Here is a 24748-nt window from a genome sequence, read left to right as displayed (position 1 = left end):
CTATATCCTTTAACCTCATCATCTATAAACTCTCTTGTTTCTTCACTATTCACTTCTTCTTCATACTATTTATTTAACACCGCTTCTACTAAACCATCAATGGTATATTCTTCAGCTATAATATCTACTTCTAAACCAAATTCTTCAGCGGTTCCAGCAGTTATCGGTCCAATACAGGCAATAGTTACATCGGCCAGTAATTTATTATAGTCTCGGTCACCTAACATCTTGATGAAGTTACGAACAGTAGAGGAACTAGTAAAGGTTATAATATCTACTTCTCCCTTATCTATTAACTCCAAAGCTTCCTCATTTCCTTCACCAGTCACTGTTCTATAGGCAGTTACATTATTCACTTCAGCTCCTCTATCCTTTAATCCCTCTGGCAGAGCTGAACGAGAAATATCTGAACGGGGTAATAAGAATTTCTGTCCGGTTAGATCATTATCTAAACCAGCAAGAATCGATTCCGCAACATACTTATCAGGAACATAATCAACTTTTAAGCCCCAGTTTTCCAGTTCAGCTGCAGTCTTAGAGCCGATAGCACAGATTTTAGCATCGCCAAAAGCCCGTACATCCCGGTCAAGCTCTTTTAAACGGTTAACTACTGATTTAACTCCATTAACACTGGTAAAGACAGCCCAATCATATTCATCTGCCTCCATTAAAGCCTGATCCAACGGCTCTAAATCTTTAGGAGGTACTATCTTAATAGCTGGACATTCCACAGGTTGACCGCCTAATTCATATAACTTCTTCGATAGGCTGCTAGCCTGAGTGCGGGATCTAGTTACTAAGATCCTTTTACCGAATAACGGTTTATTATCAAACCACTTCAACTTATCCCTAAGCTCTACAACTTCACCAACAATAGTAATTGCCGGCGGTTTCAGACCAGCTTCTTCTACCCTCTCAACTATATTATCTAAAGTACCAGAAACTGTCTCCTGTTCCGGTTTGGTACCCCAACGGATTAGGGCAGCCGGCGTTTCAGGATCACGTCCATGTTCTTTTAACTTAGCTACATTCTTTGCTAGATTACCTACCCCCATCAAGAAGACAATCGTACCGGTAGCTGTTGCAAGCTTTTCCCAATCCAGGCTGGATTCCTCTTTATCAGGATCTTCATGGCCGGTTACAAAAGAGACGGAAGAATTAAAATCACGGTGAGTCAAGGGAATCCCTGCATAAGCAGGTACTGCAATTGGAGAAGTAATACCTGGAACAATCTCGAATTTAACTCCATTCTCCTGTAGATACTCTGCTTCTTCTCCTCCTCTGCCAAATATAAATGGATCGCCGCCTTTAAGACGGGTAACTACTTTACCGTTTTTAGTCTTCTTAACAATTATGTTATTAATCTCTTCTTGCGTATAAGTATGATTTCCAGCTTTTTTACCAACATAAATTTTTTCTACATCATCAGAGGCCTTAGCCAATAACTGTTCACTGGCTAAATAATCATAGACTAATACATCGGCCTCTTTAATAGCTTCTAAGCCCTTAACAGTAATCAACTTTGGATCTCCAGGACCAGCACCAACTAAGAATACTTTCCCGTTTGTCATTATTTATCAGTCTCCTGTCTTGCCTGTTGTAGAATCTTCTCTGCTCCTTTAGCAATTAACTCTTCAGCTAGTTCTATTCCTAATTCTTCAGCTTCTCCAACAGAACCTGTGATCTGATCACGGAGATGTTTCTGTCCATCCAGTGTAGCTACCATACCTTCCAGCGTAATCTCTTCTCCTTCTATCTCGGCTAAAGCACCAATCGGCACTTGACAATCGCCATCTAATCGTTCCAAAAATCCCCGTTCTGCCTGAAGAATATAACGGGTTCTTTGATCATCTATCTTATTAATCAATGTCTTAATCTCTTCATCATCTTCTCTGGCTTCAATAGCTAAAGCCCCCTGGCCAGCTGCAGGCAGCATAACTTCATCATCTAAATATTCAGTAATTTTATCTTTCCAGCCCATTCTGATTAAGCCGGCTGCAGCCAGTACAATCGCATCTAAATTCAGTTCTTCAGCTGTCAACTTCTCCAGCCTAGTATTAATATTTCCTCTAATCGGTACTACCTCCAAATCAGGTCGATAATTCAACAGCTGTGAAGTTCGCCGCAGACTTCCGGTTCCAATTCGAGCACCGGTTGGCAGCTCATCAAGATTACGATCGCCATTAGATACTAAAGCATCCCTAGAATCCACCCGCTCTGGAAAACCAAGGACTGCTAAACCTTCCGGCAGCTCTGCTGGCATATCCTTCATACTATGGACTGCTAAATCTATTTCTTCTTCTAGCAAAGAAACTTCTAATTCTTTAATAAATAATCCCTTACCGCCTACCTGTGATAATGGACTATCTAAGATCTTATCTCCTTTAGTCTTGATCTTCTCTAACTCAAACTCATACTCTGAAACAGCCTTCCCCAACATTTCAGCTACTATCTCCGCCTGCCCTACAGCCAAATCACTACTTCTAGTTCCGATAATTACTTTATTACCCTTCATTTGCTACCTCCTTAAGATTAATATCCTCTGGTAAAATACTATCAAGCAGCTTCTCTACCTTCTGATAATCTTCTGATTTAATATATTCAATAGCCTCTGAATAGGCCAACTCTTTAAAGATACTTCTTCTTTCTTGAATATCATCTACTTTAGAAATAACTTCACTCCTTAACCTGCCCATTAAATCCAGAAACTCTCCATATTCAGGACCAAACTCTTCTTCTAGTTCTCTTCTAATTCTACCGGATAAAGCAGGACTCTTACCATCAGTTGAAATACTTAAACATAGGGAGCCCTCCCTGATAACTGCCGGTACATTAAAATTAGAAAGCTCCGGCTGATCTACAACATTAACCAACAAATTACAGGCTAAAGCATCCTTAGCTATCTGTTCATTAACTTCAGAATCATCTGTAGCTCCAATTACTAAGAATTTACCATCTATATCAGATGATTGATAAACTCTATCTTCATAAGAAATCAAACCTTCTTCAGCCTGTCTTTTAAGCTTAGAAGTTAATCCTGGACTAATAATTGTAACTTCTGCTTCAGCATCCAGTAAAGACTGTACCTTTCTTTCAGCTACTGCTCCTCCTCCGACTACTAATACTTCTTTAGTGGCCAAATCCAAGGCTAATGGATAATACTCTGCCATGTTATCTCTCCTTAATCTATTAATTCCCTACTAACATATTCTAGATAATTAAATAATTTCCTTCCAAAAAAAGTAATCTTAAAGAGGAGATCAGCCCGGATCACATTTGCTCATTCTCCTTACTATTTAAACAAAATAATTCACTCACTGCCTCAAGATAGAGCTGGCTTTCTTCGATATTTGCAAACTCTTTTACCTGAACAGTAGGATTATGCAGCAGTTTATTAACAATTTTATGGGTTAAACTCTTGACTATATTCTTTTCTTCCTCACCAATATCATCCAATTTAGCAAAAGCCCGCTGTAATTCTTCCTGTCTAATCTCTTCAGCTTGTTTACGTAAAGATTTGATAATTGGAACTGCATTCCTGGAATTTCGCCACTTATCAAATGCTGTAACCTCTTGTTTAATAATCCGCTTCACAAACTTAATAGCTTTCTCTCTCTCTTTGAGGTTAGCATTAACTACTGATTCTAAATCATCAATATTATAAGCATAAACATTGGGTAAATTATGAATCTCAGGTTCTATATCTCGTGGTACAGCAATATCAATAAAGAATAAAGGTTTATGGTCTCTATTCGGGAGGATTTTTTCTATCATATCATATCTAATTACATAATGCGGTGCTGCTGTAGAACTAATAACTATATCTATCTGATTCAGCCAATCTTCAATTTCTTTCCATCTAATTGCCTGACCATCAAATTCTAAAGCCAAGTTCTGAGCCTTAGAAAAGGTGCGGTTAGCTACTACTATATCTTCAACACCGTGGTCTACTAAATTCTTTAAAGTTAATTTACTCATTTCTCCCGTTCCTAAAATCAAAACTCGCTTCCTATCTAGACTACCAAATATTTTGTTGGCCAATTCAACAGCAGCATAACTAACAGAAGCAGCATTATCATTGATAGATGTCTCACTCCGTGCTCTTTTTCCTACTTTCAGTGCCTCAGTAAATAAATGATGTAAAATAGTATCTATTGTATCCTGATCTTTAGCTAACTCAAAGGCTTCCTTTATCTGACCTAAAATCTGTTCTTCTCCTAATACCATAGAATCTAGCCCTGATGCTACTTTATAAAGATGAGTAACAGCATCCAAATCAGAATAAGTATATAAATATTCAGATAACTCACTCTGATCTAAAGTTGAAAACTGACTCAACAGTTCCAGAATAAATTCAATTCCGGTTTCTTGATTAGAACTTATAACATAGACTTCTGTTCGATTACAAGTAGCTAATAATATCCCTTCTGAAATTTTATTCTGATTGCCAATAATATTTAAAGCATCTTCTTTTTCCTGTGAAGTAAAAGAAATCTGTTCCCGTATCTCTACAGGAGCGGTTTTATGATTTAAACCCATGGCAACAATAGTCATAGTTATTGCCCCCTTAATCTTGAAACCTAAATAATAAATTATTTAATTATTGATCTTAATCCCTGTTTCCAATGGTTCAAGTCCTTTGTAAGAATTAATTACAGTTTGAGTAATTAATTGCAGAGCATTTTTGGCTGGTGAATCAGAAAATAGAGTTAAAGTATCCAACGCCTGATTAATATAATCCCGACTAATCTCAATTGAATGTTTTATTGCGCCTGAATTCTTCAAGATACCGATGGCTTTTTTTATTTCTGCTTGGGAATTATTACGGCTGATAATAACTTTCTTTAAAAATTCTTTCTTTATTGAGTTATCCAAAGCATATAAAACCGGCAAAGTTAGAGTACCTTGACGCAGGTCATCTCCTGGCTCTTTGCCCAGCTCTTCTTTATCAGCTACAATATCATTTAAATCATTTATAATCTGAAAAGCAATACCTAAATTCTTACCATAACTCTCCATAGCAGCTGCTTTCTTTGCATCAACCTGGGAAACCATTGCTCCTAATTTACAGCTAGCCCCAATCAATAAAGCAGTCTTTTTAGTTATTTTATTAATATAGTCCTTCATATCCTGATTCAGATCATGGTTGGTTACCGCCTGTTTAGCTTCACCTTCACAGATTAAACCTACAATATCCAGCATATAATTAACTATTTCATCATTACCATGTTCAACTAATAACTTAAGCGCCTGAGTATAGAGTAAATCTCCGCTTAAAACAGCTACCTTATTCCCCCAATCCTGATTGATTGTATTTTCGCTTCGGCGATGCAGCGAATTATCAATTACATCATCATGAATTAAGGTTGCCATATGCAGTAATTCTACTGAAGCACCAATTGAAATCAAATCTTGGGCTGAATGATCATTTAATTTTCCAGATAATAAGACTAATAATGGTCTTAAGCGCTTTCCACCTGCATTTAATAGTCGGTTAGAGATTCGATATAATAAACTGAATTTTGTTTCAGTAACCTCTTTTAATTTCTGCTCAACCTGTTTTAAATCCTTATTAATTGATGGCATCAACTCAAATTTAATCATTTTTTCACCCGCTCTATATTAAAATTATGCAGAAATAATTGAAGATTAGGAAGGCATTTGGCCAACATGAATAGCCAGAACTCCTCCCATTAGTTCATAATAATCTACATTGATTAATCCCACATCTCTGAATTTCTTGGCTAGCTGCTCCTGATTAGGAAAATATTTCCATGAATCATAAAGGTACTCATAAGGATCAGATTGGCCATAAATCAATCGGCCGATTACTGGTATGATCTTAGCTAAATAAAAAGAATATAAACTATTATATAATTCTGACTTTGGTTTAGCTAAATCTAAAGAAACTACTCTTCCTCCTGGCTTTACTACCCGTTTCATCTCTGCTAATACCTGCGAAATATCATCAACATTTCTTAATACCCAGGCACTGGTTACAGCATCAAAGGTATTAGCTGCAAATGAAATATCCATAGCATTATCAACCTTAAATTCAAGCCGATCATAACATCGATGATCCTTTAAATCTTTTTCAGCCTTCTGTAACATATTTTCACTAAAGTCCATACAGACAACTGAACCGTTATCATTCAATAATTTAGCTAATTCCAAACTTAATCTACCGGTTCCCCCTCCTACATCTAATACCTTATCTCCCGGTTTTAAAGCTGCTTGCTTGGCAACTAAACGACGCCAGCGGTTATCAAGTCCAAAGGACATCAATTTATTCATTAAATCATACTTTAAAGCTATAGATTGGAATATTTTATAAACACGATTTTCTTTATTCATAATCTACACCTTAAACCTTTCCTATTTAATTATTATAATACATTCTGCTCAAAATTTCATATCTTAATGCTTAATTTAACATTTATTTTCTAAATAGATATATTTATTATCTAGGTTTGTTCTTTATATAGCATTAATTTCCTTCATCTTTGACTAATTATTTTAATAAAAAATTAGAGGGGTTATAAGCCCTCTAATTTTTTATATTAATTATTCAGTTTCGATAGCCTCTGTAGGACAGACTTCAACACAGTTTTCACACTCAATACAGACTTCTGGATCTATATTATGAATCTCTCCGTCCTCACCGCTTATGGCATCTACTGGACATTCTTCTACGCAAACACCGCAGCCGACACATTCTTCAGTAATGTAGATACTGCATTCATGATCATCTTCCTCGGCAGCATCATTACTATTTGTTTTCTCAGCTTCTTCTGTTTCTCCTTCTTTAGACTGAATTGCATCAGTGGGACAGACTTCAACACAGTTTTCACATTCGATACAGACTTCTGGATCTATGTTATGAATCTCGCCATCCTCACTACTTATGGCATCTACTGGACATTCTTCTACACAGACCCCACAGCCAACACATTCTTCGGTAATGTAGATACTACATTCTCTGTCATCCCCAGTATCTGTCTCTTCTGTTTCATCTACTGCTGACACCTGATCTTTAGCTTTAGGTGCTTCGATAGTATCCATCGGGCAAGCCTCGGCACAGACTCCACAATTAATACATTCTTCATAATCTATAACTGCCAGATTATCTTCGATAGTTATAGCATCTACTGGACACTTCGTCTCACAGACTCCACATCCTATGCAGCCTGTTTTGCAGGCCTCTTTTACATCCTTGCCTCCACTATGAGAACTACAGTGGATAAATACTTCCTGGCCCTCTTCTACTAAAGTAAATAAGCCTTTAGGACATTCCTCCACACAGTTTCCACAGCCGGTACATTCATCAGCAATAACTTCCGGAAGTCCATTCTCATTCATCTTAATAGCATCAAACGAACAGACAGCTTCACAATCACCAAAGCCTAAACAGCCGTAGACACAGGATTTATTTCCACCACCTGCAATATCAGCTGCTTTACAGCTTTCAATTCCGCGATATTCAGAGCGGGCAAAGGTTTCTTCATCTCCGCCTTTACAGAGCAATGTAGCAATTCTACGTACTGAATCGCCGCTTTCAACTCCCATGATTTCTGCAATTTCACCTGCTACTTCACTGCCGCCTACTGGACAGCCATTTATTTCAGCATTACCATTTACTACTGCTTCAGCAAAACTACTACAGCCCGGCTCTCCACAGGCACCACAATTAGCACCAGGCAGCACCTCTTCAATCTCTTCTATTCTAGGATCTACTTCTACTGCTAATTTAGATGATGCAATTGCTAATCCACCAGCAAAAATAGCCCCCATAACTCCCATACTTGGAATTGATACTTTAAATAGACTTAAATCCACTGAATCTTCACCTCCGTATAAACGATAAAATAATTTAACAATATCTATAGTCAGATATTCTTACATAGAAAGCATACCGGAAAAGCCCATAAAGGCAATAGCCATTAGTCCGGCAATAATCAAAGTTATTGGAGCTCCCTGCAGCGGTTCAGGTACATCAGCAAACTCTAAGTTTTCCCGCATTCCGGCCATTAATACCATTGCTAATGTAAAACCAGCACCGGCGCCAAAGCCAAATACTGTACTTTCAATAAAACTATATCCCTTTAAAGGAATCAATAAAGCCATACCTAAAATTGCACAGTTAGTTGTAATTAATGGCAAGAAGATACCCAGTGTCTTATATAGCGGTTCACTGATCTTTCTGATAGCCATCTCGGTTAACTGAACAAAGGAAGCAATAATTAAAATAAAGGATACATACTGCATAAATTCCAGATGAAAGGGAACTAAAATTAAGTTCTGTACAGCCCAGACTACCATAGCGGAAGTCGTTAATACAAAGGTAGTGGCCATTCCCATACTGAAAGCAGTCGGCACCTCTTTGGATACACCTATAAATGGACAGATACCTAAGAATCTAGCTAGAATAAAGTTATTAGTAATAGCAGCCCCTACAAATAACAGTAAGAGTTCCATACTCGCTTAACCTCCTTTTATCTAAATCAAACTAGGATTATTTACTTTTAATCAAATTAAATAAACCTAACACTAATCCTAAAGTAATAAAAGCTCCACCCGGCAGCACCATAATAATCCAGGGAGTAAACCAATCACCAAAGATTTGAATTCCAAAGACACTGCCAAAACCAAAGACTTCTCTAATAATTCCTAATAAAGTTAAGGCCCAGGTAAAACCAACCCCCATACCTAATGCATCAATAGCTGATCTATGAACAGGATTTTTACCAGCAAACGCCTCTGAACGCCCTAAAATTAAACAGTTACAGACAATTAAAGGAATAAACAGCCCTAAAAAACTATGAATATTAGGCACATAGGCTGCCATTACATAATCAGCAATAGTTACAAAGGTAGCAATTACTACAATATAACTGGGAATCCGTACTTTATCCGGAATAATATTACGAAGCAGCGAATTTACAATTCCGCCCCCTAAAAGTACAAAACTAGTAGCCAAACCCATAGCAAAACCATTAACTGCAGTAGTCGTTACTGCTAAAGTAGGACACATTCCTAATAATAAAACCCAGACTGGATTTTCAGCCCATAAGCCTCTTGTGAAGTCTTTAATCAATTCTGCCATGATTATTCACCTCCACCCTCTGTAGCAGACTCAACTTTTTCAATTGTATTTTCAATAATATCAGCAACTGACTGACTAGAAATTGTCGAACCAGCAATTGCTTCTACATCTTCCTTTGCCTTAAATTCATCGGAAAACTCTTTCTCCTTAAACTGATCTTGAAACCAGGGTTCTGTCATTCTAGCTCCTAGACCAGGGGTTTCCTTATGGCTTAAGACTTTAACTGCTAATATTTTATCATTTTCTAAATCAAGACCTAACATCAATTTTATAACACTCTGAAATCCTGACCCTTCCGTCTGAATAGCTGTTCCTACTAAATTACCATTCTCATCATAGCCTTTATAGAGCTCTAAGCCATTCTTATTAACTGTTTTATACTCTTCAGATCCAGGTAAAACCTCTAGAATAGCTTCTTTCTTAGCCTGTACTTTGTGTGCTTCAATTTTAGGCTTAGTAAACACAAAGATACCTGTTAATACTGCTGCTGAAACAATCATAATGCTTGTTAAAACAATAATCATCTTTACTTTAGGATCATCTTGTGCCATTACTCAGTCACCTCCCCAAAGACCGATGGGACAGTATATCTATCGATAATTGGTACACACATATTCATCAATAGAATTGAATATAAAACTCCTTCTGGATAACCGCCAAAGATTCTAATTAAGACTAACAGAATTCCGGCGCCAACTCCAAAAATCCAGCGTCCTTTCTTAGTAATCGGCGTTGTAACCATATCAGTTGCATAGAAGAAGGCACCTATCAATACACTACCTGCTAACAGATGAAAGACAGGATCCTCACCTAAAATAGTCATAAAGACAGCAATAGTACCTAGATAACTGAGCGGAATACGCCAGTCAATATAGCCTTTATATAATAAATAAAGACCTCCCAGCAAGACTGCTAAAGCCGAAACCTCACCTAAGGAACCGCTGATTGTTCCCATGAAAAGATCATAATAAGGAGTAGCCTCTCCCTGCATCTTCATTAAGTTCAAAGGTGTCGCCTGAGCCTGAGCATCAACAAAGGGCTTCTGCCAGTTAGTCATCATTACTGGAAAGGAAGCCAATAAGAATGCTCGACCAAGTAGAGCAGGGTTAAAGTAATTATAACCTAAACCGCCAAAAATCTGTTTACCTAATATAATCGCTACCAAGGTACCAACTACTGCCATCCACAAAGGTAGTCCCGGCGGTAGACTTAGTGCTAATAATAAACCGGTTACTAAAGCACTGCCATCTTGAATCGTTACCTGAACCCCTCGCATTCTCTGAACTGCAGCTTCACCGGCCAAAGCAGTTACACAACAGGTTAGAATAACCCATAAAGCATGTAATCCAAAGGTTCTTACAGCCAAAATAGTTGCCGGCATCAAAGCTAAAACTACATTATACATAATTTTAGATACCGAATCATCATCACTAACATGTGGAGAAGATGTTACTACCAGATCTCTCTTATTACTCATCCGTAACCCTCCTATTCCTCATTTTTTCTCTGTTCAGCAGCTAACTTATCCTTACCTAATCTAATCCAGTGTAATAAAGGTATATTTGCTGGACAGACATAAGAACAGCTGCCGCATTCAATACAGTCCATAACGTTATAGTCATCCAGCTTTTCTACCATATCAACCTGGGCTACTTTAGATAAAGTAACAGGCATTAAAAAGGCTGGACAGACATCTACACATCTAGCACAGCGAATACAGTTAGAAGATTCATACTCCTCAACTTCATCTTCCTGAAAGATTAAAATACCAGATGTTCCTTTGGTAGCAGGAATATCTGTAGAATGCTGGGCTGCACCCATCATCGGTCCACCCATAATTACTTTTCCGACTTCACCTTTAAACCCTCCACATTGTTCGATCAAATCCTCAACTTTAGTTCCTAATCTAAAGACCAAATTTTGTGGATTCTGGATTCCGGAACCGGTAACTGTTACGGTTCTTTGAACTAAAGGCATACCATTCTTAATAGCATCAGTCATTGCTACGGCTGTTCCTACATTGTTAACTACCACTCCTGCATCCAACGGCAGTCCTCCGGATGGTACCTCACGACCTATACAGGCATCAATCAACTGTCGTTCTGCCCCCTGTGGATACTTAACCTCCAGGGAAATTACTTCAATATTTTCCTCATCTTCAACTGTCTTTTTCATTTCTTCTATGGCATCAGGCTTATTTACCTCAATTCCAATATAGCCCTGCTTAGCATCTGACATCTTCATAATTGCCTTCAAGCCATAGACAACTTCTTTAGACATCTCCACCATTGTTCTGTGGTCAACAGTCAAATAAGGCTCACATTCAGCCCCATTTAGAATTACTGTATCCACATTCTTATCTTCTGGAATGCTAACCTTGACATGTGATGGAAAAGTTGCTCCACCTAAACCTACAATTCCAGCTTCTTGTACAATATCTCTTAATTCCTGTGGAGATAAAGTATCAAGATCACCTTTAGGTTTAACACTCTCGTGAAGAGTATCCTGTCCATCAGAAGCAATAGTTACAGCTAAAGTCTTCTCTCCATCACCAGTAGCAACTTTACTTATATCTGTCACCTCGCCAGAAATACTGGCATGGACAGGAGCAGAAACAAAACTGTCACTATCCCCGATTTTCTGGCCTACTTTTACTTTGTCTCCCACATTGACCACTGGTTCACAAGGAGCTCCAATATGCTGTGCAAGAGGAATGACTACTTCCTCAGGCAGTTCTGCATTCTTGAGACTCTTAGAAGCAGTTGCATCCTTGTTGTAACTGGGATGAATTCCTTGTCTAAAAGTTTTTGCTTCCATTTTTTTCACCTCTTTTTCTTTAAAATTATATCTCTTCTACAAAGTTTAATGAATCCCTTTAAAAAGTTTCTAATATGATTATACATTATAATATGATTTTAATAAACACCTCCTGACATAATACTATAAATTTTAATCAATTGCAAATACATAGACTAGTAGATTACTACTTTTGTTAGTTATATAATCAATTAACCACCATCTAAATCACAGATTTAGATGGATGTTTGTTGGCTTTTTTGAATAAATTTCTAACTACTATCTTGATTATTTAATTACTAATTCCTCTATAATCTGTCCATTAACAATATGTTCCTCTATAATTCTTCGAGCACCTTCGGGAGTAATATTTCCATAAGTAACTACTTCTTGGTCAGACTCTTTAACCTCTACTATTGGTTCATAATGGCATAAACCTATACAGCCTCTTTGGTTTAAAGTAACATTATCTATTTCTTGTCTATCTAATTCTTCTGAAATTACATTTAATACTTCTCTAGCTCCAGCGGAAATTCCACAGGTGCTCATAGGAATATTAATTCTTATTTCTTCGTCATTATCCCTTAACTTCATCTCCTCTTTGGCTTGCTGTCTTATTTTATCTAGCTCTTCTAGCGATTTCATAAATCCATTACCTCCTAATGATAGATAAGTTACTATTATGATGTGTTTTAAATATTTTCTTTATGCAGCTGTATAGTAGCTTCAAGCTTAGTTCCTACTCCTACTTCGGATTCTATATTTAACTCATCAGACCAGCGCTGAATATTAGCAAGCCCCATTCCAGCTCCAAAGCCTAATTCACGTATATGATCAGAAGCAGTAGAATATCCTGGCTGCATAGCTAAATCAATATCCTCAATACCTGCACCTTCATCTTCTACTACTACATCAATCTCTTCAGGAGTAACTTCAGCCATTACCTGGCCCCGTTCAGCATGAATAACTACATTCATCTCTGCTTCATAGGTTATAACTGCTGCTTTTCTGATGACAATAGGAGATAAATTCATCTGTTCTAGTAAACTTTTGATTCTGGTAGACGCTTCACCTGAATTTTGGAAATCACCACCTTCAATCTCCATTTCCACCTGTATTTTTTCTCCGATACCGTCGTCATTTTCGCCTTGTTCAACTAATTCTCTCTTCTTTACTTCTTTTAACAATTTGCTGGTAATATCGCCTGGAGTAATAATGCCCTGTAGTCTATTACTGCTGTCTATCACCGGTAGGCGACCGTATTGATGCTTTTTAAATTTTCGCAGTGCCTCTGTAATCGTTACATTAGGAGTAATAGTTATTAAATCTGTACTCATTAAATCAATAAGCTTTTCGTCTAATTTATCTTCCTCTAGAGCTGTAACAATATCATCGATACTGATAATTCCTACTAATTCTTGATCATCATTAATAATAGGAATCCCTGAAATCTTTCTTAACCGCATAATCTCTTTAGCATTCTTTATTTTATGACCAGGATTTAAAGTAATTACATCATCAACCATAATATCCTTAACTGTAAGATCTACAGCTAGTTCTTCAATAAACTCCGGACTCAAACCAGCCTTCTCCAACTTAAACTTCCTCCTTAATTTCTTCTTCAGCTAATCCTGCTCTATATAATAAACCGCAGGCTTTATATAAAGAATAATCAGTAGAAAGTAAGGCAATGTTATTCTTCTGGGCTAACTTTATTGTCTCCTTATTGGGATTTTTACCTCTAACAAAGACAATAGCTGCTAAATTCAGCATATCAGCAGTTCTAATTACCTGGGGTTTAGTTAAACCGGTTAATAGTAAAGTATTTTCTTCAGTAAAGGTTAATACATCGCTCATCAAATCTGCACCGCAAGCAGTTACAATATCTAAATCCAGCTTGGTATCACCATATACAATTTCAGCATCTATAGCCTCTTTAATATCTTTTAATTTCATCTTCTGCCTCCCTCAGACTACAGACATTGTGAAAAGTTTCATTATATTATTATATACAATAATAACTTTCTAATTCCTTTTTTTTCGGCCAACAAAAAAATAAGCCCCACCTGTAGATGGGATAGAAATATATTAATGACTGATAAAGACTGGAAAGCCATCCTGTTTTAATTTTTCACCTAAATCCCTGGCTTTCTTTTCTTTCTTAAATGCTCCTACCTGCACTTTATAAGGATTTTGGGAAGTAATATAAGCTGAATAACCTTTAGTCTTAAGTTTTTCTACTAAGCCTTTGGCATTATCATGATTATCAAAGGCTCCAACCTGAACTACAAATAGATTATTAGTGCTGTCTTGTTTAACTTCAGGCTGGCTCTGCATTGTTGAATCTGCTGTTGAGTTCTGATTAGATTGGTCTTGGATAGCCTCATCAGAAAGAGCACTACTAGAGTTTGATTCTAATTCTGAAGTATCAAGCTTTTCTTCAGAAACCACTTTTTCGCTTGAAACATTCTCGATACCATCCTCTGGAGCAGTTACATACTGAATCATCCAGTTACCTAAAAAGTAACCAACTACAGCAGCCAACAGAGACATAGTGATAACCATTGCCGCCAGGGAAAAACCTGACTTCAATTTCGGTCGATCAAACTTCATAATCACCACTTCCTTTACTAAAATTTTAGTCATTAACTCAACAAATTTCCAGCCAATTTGTTACTAGAATACTATGCGGCTACAGTTTAGTTTATTATATTTTTTACTAAAAACTTTCTAGCTTCCGCAATAGTATAGAGTGAACCGCTAATACTGATTAAATCAGCTGGAGCTGCTATCTCTATAGCTTGCTGGGCTGCTTGGGCTACTTTAGGAACAACTTCTACATCTTTACCTCTATCCTCCAATACTTTGGCTACTTCATAAGGATCGGAGGCCCGTTTATTTGTATTTTTAGTAAGGATTATCTTATCAGCCAGTGGAGTGAGAATATCCAGCATCTGCTCGATATCTTTATCAGCCAGAATCCCTAAGACTAAAATTAATTCTTCATAATCCAGATCCTCTTTAATCACCCGGCCAAGCTCTTTGGCACCGGCAGGGTTGTGGGCACCATCAAGAATAACTAACGGATTCTCGCCTAAAAGCTCTAATCTACCAGGCCATGTTAGATCCTTCAGTCCCTGCTGAATATCCTCTGTAGTAACTTCAAAAGAAGTGGGTAGAGCTTCTATAACGCCTAAAGCTACTTTTAAATTCTGCTGCTGGTATCTGCCTAATAAGTCAAGCTGGAGCTTACCATAATCCTGCTTACCCTTAGCTTTAAAGCTTTGACCTCTTAAATCTTTATCCAATCTTTCAACTTCTATCTCTTGATTAACATCTATCATCTCGACCTCTTTTTTAGTAGAGATCTCTCTTAACTTATCCAGAGCAGCTTCATTCTTGACACCGGTTACTAGCTTTCCACCCTGATTTACAATTCCGCCTTTTTCGGCTGCTATTTCAGCTATGGTATCACCTAGATACTCTGTATGCTCCCGGCTGATATTGGTAACAGCAGCTGCTATATTATCTGCCAGATTGGTCGCATCTAACCGACCGCCTAATCCAACCTCCATTACTGCAACATCTACTTCCTCTTGGGCAAAGTATTTAAAGGCTATAGCTGTAACTACCTCAAAGAAAGTAGGATGGCCTAAGCCCTGCTCTTCAATCTTCTTTATGTAGGGCTTTACCTCTTTAGTTAATCTCTCTAAAGCTTCAGGCTCCATATACTCACCATTAATCCGCATTCGTTCATAGAAGGAGACTATTTCCGGTGAATTATAGGTTCCTACTTTATATCCAGCAGCCGCTAGAATAGAACTGATCATTACTGAAGTTGATCCTTTTCCATTGGAACCGCCGACTTGAATAACATTAATTTCATTTTGAGGGTTATCAAGATAGTCTAACAGAACTTCTATTCTCTCTAATCCAGGTTTAACGCCGAATTTATCCAGTTTATTAAGATATTCTACTGCATCTTTCATAGTAGATTTCTCCTCTCTTTAATCTTTTTGTCCTCTTCTGAGTCTTTAGAATGCTCAGTCATCGTCCCTTTCTAACTAATTTAATACTTCTCGATAGTTGTTTAAATACCTTCACTCTCTTATTCTAATATTTTAAAAAGATAATCCCCTGCCAAAACGCACCGCTAACCCTATATTAGATGAAGTCAGAATTAATCTATTAATTCCAAATACAAATCTAAACTCCTATTTAATGCCTCTCTTATTATCTTAATAAAATCTTCATAATCATCTGTAGTATGAGCCTTATCTAATGTTTCATAATAACTTGCTCTATCATCATTTCTGATAATAACTGGAGGATATCCGTTTTTCATAAGTTCAAAGTTTAATAATAATCTTGCTGTTCTACCATTACCATCAATGAATGGATGAATCTTTAGTGAACTACTCGGCATTGAAATACCGAGCTTCATGGTCGCCTGCTTTTATGGGAGTTACCCGTAACATCAAGCAAGTTACCCAATCGGCGTGTCCAACGCCAATACTCCTATCCAGTTAATACTGGACTTGGAGTTACTTTTAAGCTGCAAATTGATGATCATTCCAGCTATATTTAACTGGATTTGATAAACCTTTAACCTGCAAAGTAATATCTTTTCCTTTACGTCGCTGCTGTAAGTATTTGCGTAAGATATTAAATGAACCTACACTATCGGCATTAAAGGCTTGATTATTATTTTTGTCTACATATAATCCGCGTTTAATACGATTAGACTTATCGGCATATTTTTTAGTTACTTTTTTACTGTAAGGGCTGCATTGGCTAGTATATTTCTCACTTTTCTTAATTAAAGTAATCCCCTGTAAGTTAAGTTTATACTCCAATTGATGATAAATAATATCAAAAGGTAGTTTATGGAGTTTTTGGTTGTTCTGTTTGCCTAAGTTAGCATCATCACGAATATTTTTAATATCACCAATAATTACTCTAGATATATTATTTTCAATACAGTAATTAACTACTTTTTAGTAGCACTATGGATTAAATGAAAAAGCTGCTTGCGTCGTTTTTTTATATAATTGTTGGATACGTTTAGAAGTCTTTTTACCTTGACCATTCAAAATAGATTGATAATGTTTGATTTTTTTATCAAAATAACGATTAATAGCTAAATATTGTCCACCGTCAATAATAAAGCTTTCCTGATTTTGATTACTGTAACAAGTCATTAGATTATTAATGCCTAGATCAATACTTAAATAATTACCGTTATCTTCTTTAATAGTAGGAGTATCTACTTTATAAGTTAAGATTACCTTATAAGTATCATCGCTTAAAGGTTTAAACTCAATTCTAGTAGTTGAATTAAGAACATCTCTATTACTGGATAACAGCTCATTAGGCACTCTTATCCATAAGAATTTGTTGGTAATAGAGTATTCCTCTTTTAGATACTTTTTTAACTGTTTAGGAATAGATAATCTTAACTTACCATCAATAATTTTAAAGCCATTATTGAGATAACGGAAGTTAAACTTACCGTCTTTAGGTTTATAGTTAGGTGAATTAGGATTGCCATTGTATTTATTCGGGTTGTTTTGATAATCTTCAATGCTCTGATAAAAACTATCCCAGTTATCAGCTAAAATTTTAAGTGTTTCCTGTGCTGTTTGAGAAGGTAAATTTTTATACCAAAAATTTTCTTTTAATTGCTTTTTTTGTTTATACCAATCAGGATACTCTTTATCACTATCTTTAGACCAATTTTTACGTTGATAATTGCCGATATTATATAACCTAGCACTAGCATAAGCTAAACAACCTAATATAATTTGTTGGGTTTGATTAGGTTTATGAATAAAATATTTAGCTAACTTCAATTAGCTCACCTCCTTTCAATATTATATAAATATTATTATTTAGATTTTTGATTTTCAATATATTGTTTAACCGTATCCTTAGAGATATTACCTACAGTTTCTAGATAATAAGATTTATTCCATAAGTGTCCTTTATATAACTGCTCTTTTAATTTAGGGAATTCTTTTAATAATAATCTACCGCTTCTGGCATGAATTAAATTATTTTGGTTGCTCAATTGTTATCACCTCTCACATATAGTATATCATATATTGATTTTAATATCAAGTATATCAAAAGTTAAAGCAATTACACATGGTTTAAAAACAAGTAAAAAATAACCTATTCTTTAATATTGAATCAAAGAATAGGTTAGTAAATTCATCACCCATATAAATAAGGGTGGGTTCTTTACTTTTTGTCCTAAACAAAAACCACAAGTAGTTATTGAAGCTACAGGCAGCTTCTCCAAACCCATTAAATCTTTCTTTATGGAATTAGGTTATCTTAATTAAAATTTAGGAGTATGGATGACTAACTTTATTTATTCCAAATAATAAAATCATAAATGGTGTGGCTGCTATTAGATAAATTAAAAAAGGAGCATCTTCAACAAACAAATAAATTGCTAACGCTAATAAAATAACTAAAACAGAAATAGAACTCTTCTTTTTGTCGATAAATTTCTTATTGATTGCTTTTATAGACAAATAGCTAGCAAGATAAAACATTATAAAAGATATTAAATCAAATATTATTTGATTTAAGGTTAAATTTTCATGTGCTCCCACTAATAAACTAATAGATAATATAAGAAATATTATTATCCCAGCAGAAATAATAATACTTTTTCTACCAATATCTAATTTTGAAAAACTTAGTTTTTCCTTTTGTTTATCAAATTTATCATCATAAAGTTTAAGCCCTATAAACAGAATTATAATAGAAGAAATAAACAAAAATATCCCAAGTCCATAATCAGCATTACGATGAAAATATGGGCTAATCATTAATTTAAGTATCCCGAATGTAATAGTACCACCCCAAAATAAAATAATATTCATTTTACTTATTTTTTTATCTCTTAAAGCTTTAATTAAAAAGTACAAATAAATAAAAGAGACAAAAAATACTCCTTGATGTTGAAATCCTTGTGCTACAAATCCTTCCTCTGCTAATCTAGCATCTCTTGCTAAATCTCCTACTGTATCTCCTGAGCTTTGTATTGATCCTGGTGAAGTCCACTCCATAAATAAAGAAGTACAAGCAATAATTATCGCAACTAAAATAATGACTTTCCCTAAATTGGATTTCCAACTATTAGATTTATTCTTAAAAATTCTAATCATCTCCTTATATTTTCTTCAAAACTGTCTTATCAAAAAAATGAAAAAATAAATCAATATTTAATATAATACTTTTAAATTAATAAAACTCATCCCCCCCTAAAAAATAATACTATCACAGTCCCATTTCTGATAACTCTGATATTTACGACACCTTTCTTGCATCTTTAATGTCGCAAATATCTATTATAGATTAAGACTACTTTTTTGAAGTTAACCAACACTTTAAGCTTGTCCTATTAAATTATTACAACATGAAAGATAATCTTCCTTTAAGAAATATTCCATTGCTACAAAATTATTTCGAAAAGTGAATCTTGCAGCAAAATCCGGGAATGAAACTGCCATCAACTATGTTATTACAGTGCGTTACTCAGCCGGGGAAGTTTCACCGTTCCAGTCTGAAACAACCCCGGCTGTGATTCCATAACCACAAATAAAATTTTACGCAACTATAGTTGATATATTTCAAAAAGCAACTTAAAGCAGCCCCAAAAGAAAAAATGATTAACATATAAAGCAGAAATTTTAAGCCCTAGATCTAGATTATAATTTATTGCTAACTAATGAGGGCTGATTTCGGCAGCGTTTGAAATATATCAACTCTCAACAGCAGTAATATTCCAATAAAGCTGAGCTTATGAATTATCAGCCAAGCTCTCCTCTACTATCTGAATCTCCTCATCGCTTAAGCCATATAGATCATACACCATCTGATCTATCTCTCTGTCAGTAACCTCTATCTTCTCTTCTAGGTCAGCAATCTCCTGCTGGAGATCATTCCATTCATTGACTACCTTCCGCACTACCTGATACTTATGATAATCAGGAATCTCTATCTGCAAGACCCGCTTGACCAGCCCGCCGCTGAAGTCATTTGCTTCCTCTAACTGCTGGTCAGTGAGATTCTCTAGATAATACTTGATATACCGGCGCTGATACTTATCCTCTACTTCAAACTTCATCAACTCATACTGACCGCTGCTGGATTTATCGGCATAGATAGTTAAAATAGTATCATTGACCGTAACGGTCATATTTCTAACTTTGCGGGCTCGTCCAGAATAAATTTTATTGTAGAAGCCGTCTTCTTCTACTATATCTCCAAGCTGCGGACCTGATTTTGAAGTGTATTTGTTGATTAGACTTATGAATTCAATCTGCTGTAACTGATTTAATTTCTTTTTACCCTCAATCATGAAATTAGCTTTATCAATGAAAGGCTTTTGTTTTTCTTGAATTATCTTTGGAATAGGTAGTTTTTTAATATAAATAGAAAATCCTCTTGAAGCACCAGAACCTAATTGCGAAGAAATCAACTTATAGTAAAAATTAATTAATTTTGAATTAAGAATTGCTAAAAGATATTTATTACCACTATTTATAAAATAAACTGTATTATTAAAATATATATTCTCAGAATCATAACAAAACATTAAACGATCTGAAATATCTCTATATATAATTTTTTCTTCTTCAAAATCATCATAATAATCACAACCTCTTAAATTCCACCAATTCTTTCCTTGATCATATCTTTTTTTAGCATCAGTTTTAAATTGTTTTAAATACTCATATATATGAGGATATTCATTTGGAATATCGATATCATAACCAGTTAATAATAAATATAAATTATTGAAGTTAAATTTATATCTGCGTATATCTCTTCCTCGAAGTAAAGGTTTAATTATTTCTTCATTTTGTTGATCTTTAGAAATTAACTCATTTTTTAATTCTTCATCAATAATAAAAGCTTTATTTAAACCAGTTTTAATACCAAACTTTATATCTAAGTTCCATTTTTCTAATTGGTCTCCTTTTTCTTCTAATATTTCCTTCAAATTAAATTCTTTTTTAGTCATAAAACTCCAATTATTAACACTAAGACTTCTTCGAGGTACTACATGATTTTTATTATAATTAATCAAATAGTCATCTTGATTTACACTTTTTTTAATTATTATTACACATGGATCAACAGTAGCATCTCTAAAAACATTTTCATCTGTATAATCAATATATTCTTCAATCTGATAATTCAAAAGATACTCTCGTAATTCTTTACCATATTTAGCCCTAGTAAACTTATTAGAAACTATAAAAGAAAAATATCCATCTTCATCTAGTAATTCAATTCCTCGTTCAAAAAAGTAACAATATAAATCAGCAGTACCATTATAAACTTCGTAATTATCTTTTAAATATGGCTTCATCCACTTAATCTGTTCATGTCTCACATATGGAGGATTTCCCACAACTACATCAAAGCCGCCGTCATCCATAATCTCAGGAAACTCATCTTCCCAATCAAAAGCCTTCTCACCAGCTACTTCCGGATCATCAATTAAAGAATTACCGCACTTAATATTATCATCCAAATTAGTCAGCGGCTGATTCTTATTGGCAGTCTTCAGCCAAAGCGAAAGCTTTGTAATTTCAACGGAAGATTCATTGATATCCACGCCGTAAATATTATTCTTCAGAATATCCTTATGTAGCGACTCTAAACCGAAGATGCTGCGCTGGCCTTCCTGTAAGCGGTCAATCTGCTCATAAATCCACTGATACTCTTTAAGTAAAAAGTCAAAGGCTTGATTTAAGAAGGCTCCGGAACCACAAGCCGGATCTAAGACTTTCACTTCCTTTAACCGCTCTTCATACTCATGGTAGAACTCCAGATGCTTCTTCTTATACTTACCTTCTAGCTGTGGCGTATCGGCCTCTTCTATATCCGGCAGTTCATTCTCGCCCAATTCCCGGCGGATATCCTCTAGGTACTTACCGACGGAGTTCTCAACGATATATTTAGTGATATACTCCGGCGTATAGTAGATACCGTCCTTTTTACGCTTCGATTCCTGCCGGTCATAATCATCATTCTGAATATCAGCCTTAATCTCCTCAATATCCGAAATAGACTGTTCAAAGACATGGCCCAAGATATTAACATCCAGCTCACTGTCAAAGTCATAGGCCGAAATCTCATCGATAACCGTAAAGAAGTCATTCTTGATTACCAAACTATCCAGCACTTCATCCGGTTTAAATAGCCCACCGTTATAGGCATTGATATTATGCTGCTCACTTCCTGTATCTATCGCCCGAAAGACACCCTTAATCTCCTGCCAGACTGTAACCTCACTAAAACTATAGGAATCCGTACCGCGGTCAATAGCCTTATGGAGTATCTCAGCCGGCAGCAGTCCTAAATCTTCACAGAAACAGATAAAGATAATCCGATCCAGAAACTTCTGAGCCTTATCCAAGAGTAAATCCTCTTCATAATCAGAATTATTCTCCTTTAGATGTTCAAAGAGTTCCACTCTTGTCTCCTTATAGAGATTATAAAACTCTACCGAGATATTCTCCTCCTGCTGTTCTGTCTCTTCGCTCAACTGCTGAGTCATACTCTTACCCTGCTTGCTCAACAGATTATTCCGGGATAATAGGAGATGAAACTTCTTAAAGTTCTCCTCCTGATCCAGTTCATCAACCCGAAATACTTCATAATGGCCCTGACCGCGGATTACTGTATATAGCCTAATCTCAATCATATTTGAGACAATAACCCATTTACAGCCGTCATACTTACTGGCATAACCAAAAGCCTGCTCTACTGGCGTGCCGTAATATTTACCTGACCGCTTCTGCTGCTTATCAAGGCTGGTCTTAGGCCCTTTCAGTTCAATTACCGCTTCAGTACTTCCATCTTCCTCCTGATGATAAAATCCTAAGCTGCCGTCAGGTTTAGTAGCATCCACTTCAGTTGATGGTTCAATTTCGAGAGTATATTCACCATCTCCATCAGCCTCTGTCATATCTCGATAGCCCAGCACAATACCGAAGATTCCCTTAAGAAAAGAAGCCTGCAGTCTCTCTTCATTGGCACCGATAATTGATTTGAGATTCCGCTTCCAGCTTCTAATAGTATCAAGTTTATCCTCATAATCAGGAATTGAATGATTCTTAAGCTGCGTCTGCAATACTTGTTTATTAAATAAATCCGCCACTGGTATTTCCTCCCTCTCCTACATTTATTATCTATGATTTACTTCTGTACTCAAATTAAATTTCCCTGCGAAAAATATCCAACACAGAAAAAAACCGTTCTAGCCAAATTAAACTAGAACGGTTGAACAAAATTCACTAAAGATTAATTTTCTATTTTAAGAATCTTTCGGTTCATTCTTTAATGATTTATAAGCCGGTCTTATAACCTTTTCATCACTGACAAGTTGCTCAATTCTATGAGCACACCAACTTGCTACTCTGGCAGTAGCAAATAATGGAGTATATAATTCCTTAGGTATATTCAAAAGATCGTAGACAAAGCCTGAATATAAATCTACATTAGCACATATATTTGTATCTCCTCTAAGCTCTTTAAAAATTTCTTTTGTTAATCTTTCAATATTACTATAGAGATTAAATTCATTCATTCTTCCCTTTTCTTTAGCCAATTCTGCAGCCTTTTCTTTTAAGATTACCGCTCTAGGGTCTGATTTAGTATAAACCGCATGTCCCATACCATAAATTAAACCTTCTTTATCAAAAACTTCTTTTTTCAATATTTTCATTAAATAATCTTTTAATTGGGCTTCATCAGTATAATCATCAATATTCTGTTGAATATTTTTAATCATTTTCCTTACTCTTAAATTTGCACCGCCATGTTTAGCTCCCTTCAGACTACCTACCGCAGCTCCTACTGCTGAATAAGTATCAGTTCCACTTGACGAAACAACATGAGTTGTAAAGGCAGAATTATTTCCTCCGCCGTGTTCTGCATGTAATACCAATAACAGATCAAGAGTATCAGCTTCTAATTTAGTATAAGAGTTATCTGCCCTGATCATATGCAGAATATTTTTCGCTGTTCCAATCCCTTTTTTAGGATTATGTAGATACAGACTTTGATCATCAAAATAATGAGCCTTTGCCTGATAGCCATAAGAAATAATTGTCGGAAATCTAGCAATTAATTTTATACTCTGAAGTAAGATTTTGTCTATTTCTAAAGTATCAGGATCTTCATCATGAGAATATAAAGCCAGTATACTTCTCTGTAGTTTATTCATAACATCATTACTTGGACTCTTTAAAATCATATTTTCAGTAAACTGGGGAGGTAACTTTCTATAGTTATCCAGAACTTCATTAAAATTATTTATTTCATCTTCGGATGGAAGTTCCCCAAATAATAATAAATATATTGTATTCTCAAATCCAAGCTCACTAATATTCTCTACTAAATCCTCAATCTCTAAATTTCTATAAAACAGCTTTCCTTCCATAGGTGTTTTTTCTCCATTAACATATTTATACCCATGTACAGAACCAATCTTGGTAAAACCCACAACAACTCCTGTTCCGTCAGAATTTCTTAATCCCTGCTTAATATCGTACTTATCATAGTAATCCTCGGAAATTGTATTAACCCTTTCTGCCTGCTTAGAAACTTCTTCTAACCACTTATTAATTTCCATTATTTTACCCCCAAATTTTTAAAACTATTTTAATTTTACCACAACTTATATCATTTAACAAGGTGAACCTCCTCACAAAATCAAGCCTTTGAGATATTTTCTCCTTATGTTTAAACTGCCGTTTACACCAAACAACCATAGAAAAAACCGTTCTAGTGAATTCACTAGAACGGTTAGATAAT

General features: G+C 35.5%; 22 protein-coding genes and 2 pseudogenes. All 24 read right to left on the bottom strand.

What is annotated here, in order from left to right; genetic code table 11:
- Nucleotides 1–65 precede the first annotated feature (65 nt).
- The 24 genes and pseudogenes from cobA to acear_RS02835 all read right to left on the bottom strand — a co-directional run bounded on the left by cobA (nucleotide 66) and on the right by acear_RS02835 (nucleotide 24566).
- Entirely contained in the window at nucleotides 66–1571 is a 1506-nt protein-coding gene (cobA, locus tag acear_RS02945) for a uroporphyrinogen-III C-methyltransferase (protein WP_013277533.1), read from the bottom strand.
- Nucleotides 1571–2515, bottom strand: a complete 945-nt coding sequence (hemC, locus tag acear_RS02940) for a hydroxymethylbilane synthase (RefSeq protein WP_013277532.1) — start codon at nucleotides 2513–2515, stop codon at nucleotides 1571–1573. Before hemC ends, cobA begins: the two co-directional genes overlap by 1 nt.
- On the bottom strand, nucleotides 2505–3170 hold the full coding sequence (locus acear_RS02935; protein WP_013277531.1) for a precorrin-2 dehydrogenase/sirohydrochlorin ferrochelatase family protein: 666 nt from the start codon (nucleotides 3168–3170) through the stop codon (nucleotides 2505–2507). Before acear_RS02935 ends, hemC begins: the two co-directional genes overlap by 11 nt.
- Before the next feature lie 100 nt (nucleotides 3171–3270).
- Nucleotides 3271–4554, bottom strand: a complete 1284-nt coding sequence (hemA, locus tag acear_RS02930) for a glutamyl-tRNA reductase (protein WP_013277530.1) — start codon at nucleotides 4552–4554, stop codon at nucleotides 3271–3273.
- 42 nt (nucleotides 4555–4596) lie between these two features.
- Nucleotides 4597–5604: a polyprenyl synthetase family protein gene (locus acear_RS02925; RefSeq protein ID WP_013277529.1), complete on the bottom strand. Its 1008-nt coding sequence runs from the start codon at nucleotides 5602–5604 to the stop codon at nucleotides 4597–4599.
- 45 nt (nucleotides 5605–5649) lie between these two features.
- Nucleotides 5650–6354 (bottom strand): ubiquinone/menaquinone biosynthesis methyltransferase, encoded by a 705-nt coding sequence (locus acear_RS02920; RefSeq protein WP_013277528.1) that lies wholly within the window; start codon nucleotides 6352–6354, stop codon nucleotides 5650–5652.
- 210 nt (nucleotides 6355–6564) lie between these two features.
- Entirely contained in the window at nucleotides 6565–7836 is a 1272-nt protein-coding gene (locus acear_RS02915) for an RnfABCDGE type electron transport complex subunit B (RefSeq protein WP_013277527.1), read from the bottom strand.
- Nucleotides 7837–7896: 60 nt separating this feature from the next.
- Nucleotides 7897–8475: an electron transport complex subunit RsxA gene (gene rsxA / locus acear_RS02910; protein WP_013277526.1), complete on the bottom strand. Its 579-nt coding sequence runs from the start codon at nucleotides 8473–8475 to the stop codon at nucleotides 7897–7899.
- Between the two features lie 37 nt (nucleotides 8476–8512).
- Nucleotides 8513–9103, bottom strand: a complete 591-nt coding sequence (gene rsxE, locus acear_RS02905; protein ID WP_013277525.1) for an electron transport complex subunit RsxE — start codon at nucleotides 9101–9103, stop codon at nucleotides 8513–8515.
- Between the two features lie 2 nt (nucleotides 9104–9105).
- Nucleotides 9106–9654 (bottom strand): RnfABCDGE type electron transport complex subunit G, encoded by a 549-nt coding sequence (locus tag acear_RS02900; RefSeq protein WP_013277524.1) that lies wholly within the window; start codon nucleotides 9652–9654, stop codon nucleotides 9106–9108.
- Nucleotides 9654–10580, bottom strand: a complete 927-nt coding sequence (locus acear_RS02895) for an RnfABCDGE type electron transport complex subunit D (protein ID WP_013277523.1) — start codon at nucleotides 10578–10580, stop codon at nucleotides 9654–9656. The genes acear_RS02900 and acear_RS02895 overlap by 1 nt, the downstream gene beginning before the upstream one ends.
- Before the next feature lie 11 nt (nucleotides 10581–10591).
- Entirely contained in the window at nucleotides 10592–11920 is a 1329-nt protein-coding gene (gene rsxC, locus acear_RS02890; RefSeq protein ID WP_013277522.1) for an electron transport complex subunit RsxC, read from the bottom strand.
- 267 nt (nucleotides 11921–12187) lie between these two features.
- Nucleotides 12188–12544, bottom strand: coding sequence for a (2Fe-2S) ferredoxin domain-containing protein (locus acear_RS02885; protein ID WP_013277521.1), 357 nt, complete (start codon nucleotides 12542–12544; stop codon nucleotides 12188–12190).
- A gap of 47 nt (nucleotides 12545–12591) precedes the next feature.
- Entirely contained in the window at nucleotides 12592–13494 is a 903-nt protein-coding gene (locus tag acear_RS02880; RefSeq protein ID WP_013277520.1) for a CBS domain-containing protein, read from the bottom strand.
- Between the two features lies 1 nt (nucleotide 13495).
- A complete protein-coding gene (locus acear_RS02875) occupies nucleotides 13496–13855 on the bottom strand; it encodes a DRTGG domain-containing protein (protein ID WP_013277519.1) in 360 nt (119 codons plus the stop codon).
- 132 nt (nucleotides 13856–13987) lie between these two features.
- Complete coding sequence (locus acear_RS02870) at nucleotides 13988–14512, bottom strand: SPOR domain-containing protein (RefSeq protein ID WP_041667242.1); 525 nt, start codon at nucleotides 14510–14512, stop codon at nucleotides 13988–13990.
- 86 nt (nucleotides 14513–14598) lie between these two features.
- Nucleotides 14599–15888 carry a bifunctional folylpolyglutamate synthase/dihydrofolate synthase gene (locus acear_RS02865; protein ID WP_013277517.1) on the bottom strand — a complete coding sequence of 430 codons (1290 nt, stop codon included), beginning with the start codon at nucleotides 15886–15888 and terminating at the stop codon, nucleotides 14599–14601.
- Between the two features lie 191 nt (nucleotides 15889–16079).
- Nucleotides 16080–16310: pseudogene (locus tag acear_RS02860) on the bottom strand (Fic family protein); the annotation flags it as partial.
- A 139-nt stretch (nucleotides 16311–16449) separates the two neighbouring features.
- Nucleotides 16450–16881: pseudogene (locus tag acear_RS12775) on the bottom strand (IS200/IS605 family accessory protein TnpB-related protein); the annotation flags it as partial.
- 24 nt (nucleotides 16882–16905) lie between these two features.
- Complete coding sequence (locus acear_RS12770; protein WP_049772642.1) at nucleotides 16906–17751, bottom strand: RNA-guided endonuclease InsQ/TnpB family protein; 846 nt, start codon at nucleotides 17749–17751, stop codon at nucleotides 16906–16908.
- Between the two features lie 35 nt (nucleotides 17752–17786).
- Entirely contained in the window at nucleotides 17787–17969 is a 183-nt protein-coding gene (locus acear_RS02850; RefSeq protein WP_245526694.1) for a transposase, read from the bottom strand.
- 280 nt (nucleotides 17970–18249) lie between these two features.
- Nucleotides 18250–19080, bottom strand: a complete 831-nt coding sequence (locus acear_RS02845; protein ID WP_013277516.1) for a hypothetical protein — start codon at nucleotides 19078–19080, stop codon at nucleotides 18250–18252.
- A 635-nt stretch (nucleotides 19081–19715) separates the two neighbouring features.
- On the bottom strand, nucleotides 19716–23090 hold the full coding sequence (locus acear_RS02840) for an Eco57I restriction-modification methylase domain-containing protein (RefSeq protein ID WP_013277515.1): 3375 nt from the start codon (nucleotides 23088–23090) through the stop codon (nucleotides 19716–19718).
- Between the two features lie 156 nt (nucleotides 23091–23246).
- Nucleotides 23247–24566 (bottom strand): citrate/2-methylcitrate synthase, encoded by a 1320-nt coding sequence (locus acear_RS02835; RefSeq protein ID WP_013277514.1) that lies wholly within the window; start codon nucleotides 24564–24566, stop codon nucleotides 23247–23249.
- Nucleotides 24567–24748: the final 182 nt, after the last annotated feature.

The sequence above is a fragment of the Acetohalobium arabaticum DSM 5501 genome, from assembly GCF_000144695.1.
Lineage (GTDB): Bacteria > Bacillota > Halanaerobiia > Halobacteroidales > Acetohalobiaceae > Acetohalobium > Acetohalobium arabaticum.
Note: the sequence above shows the minus strand (reverse complement) of the source record. Positions and strands in the feature narration are given on the sequence as shown.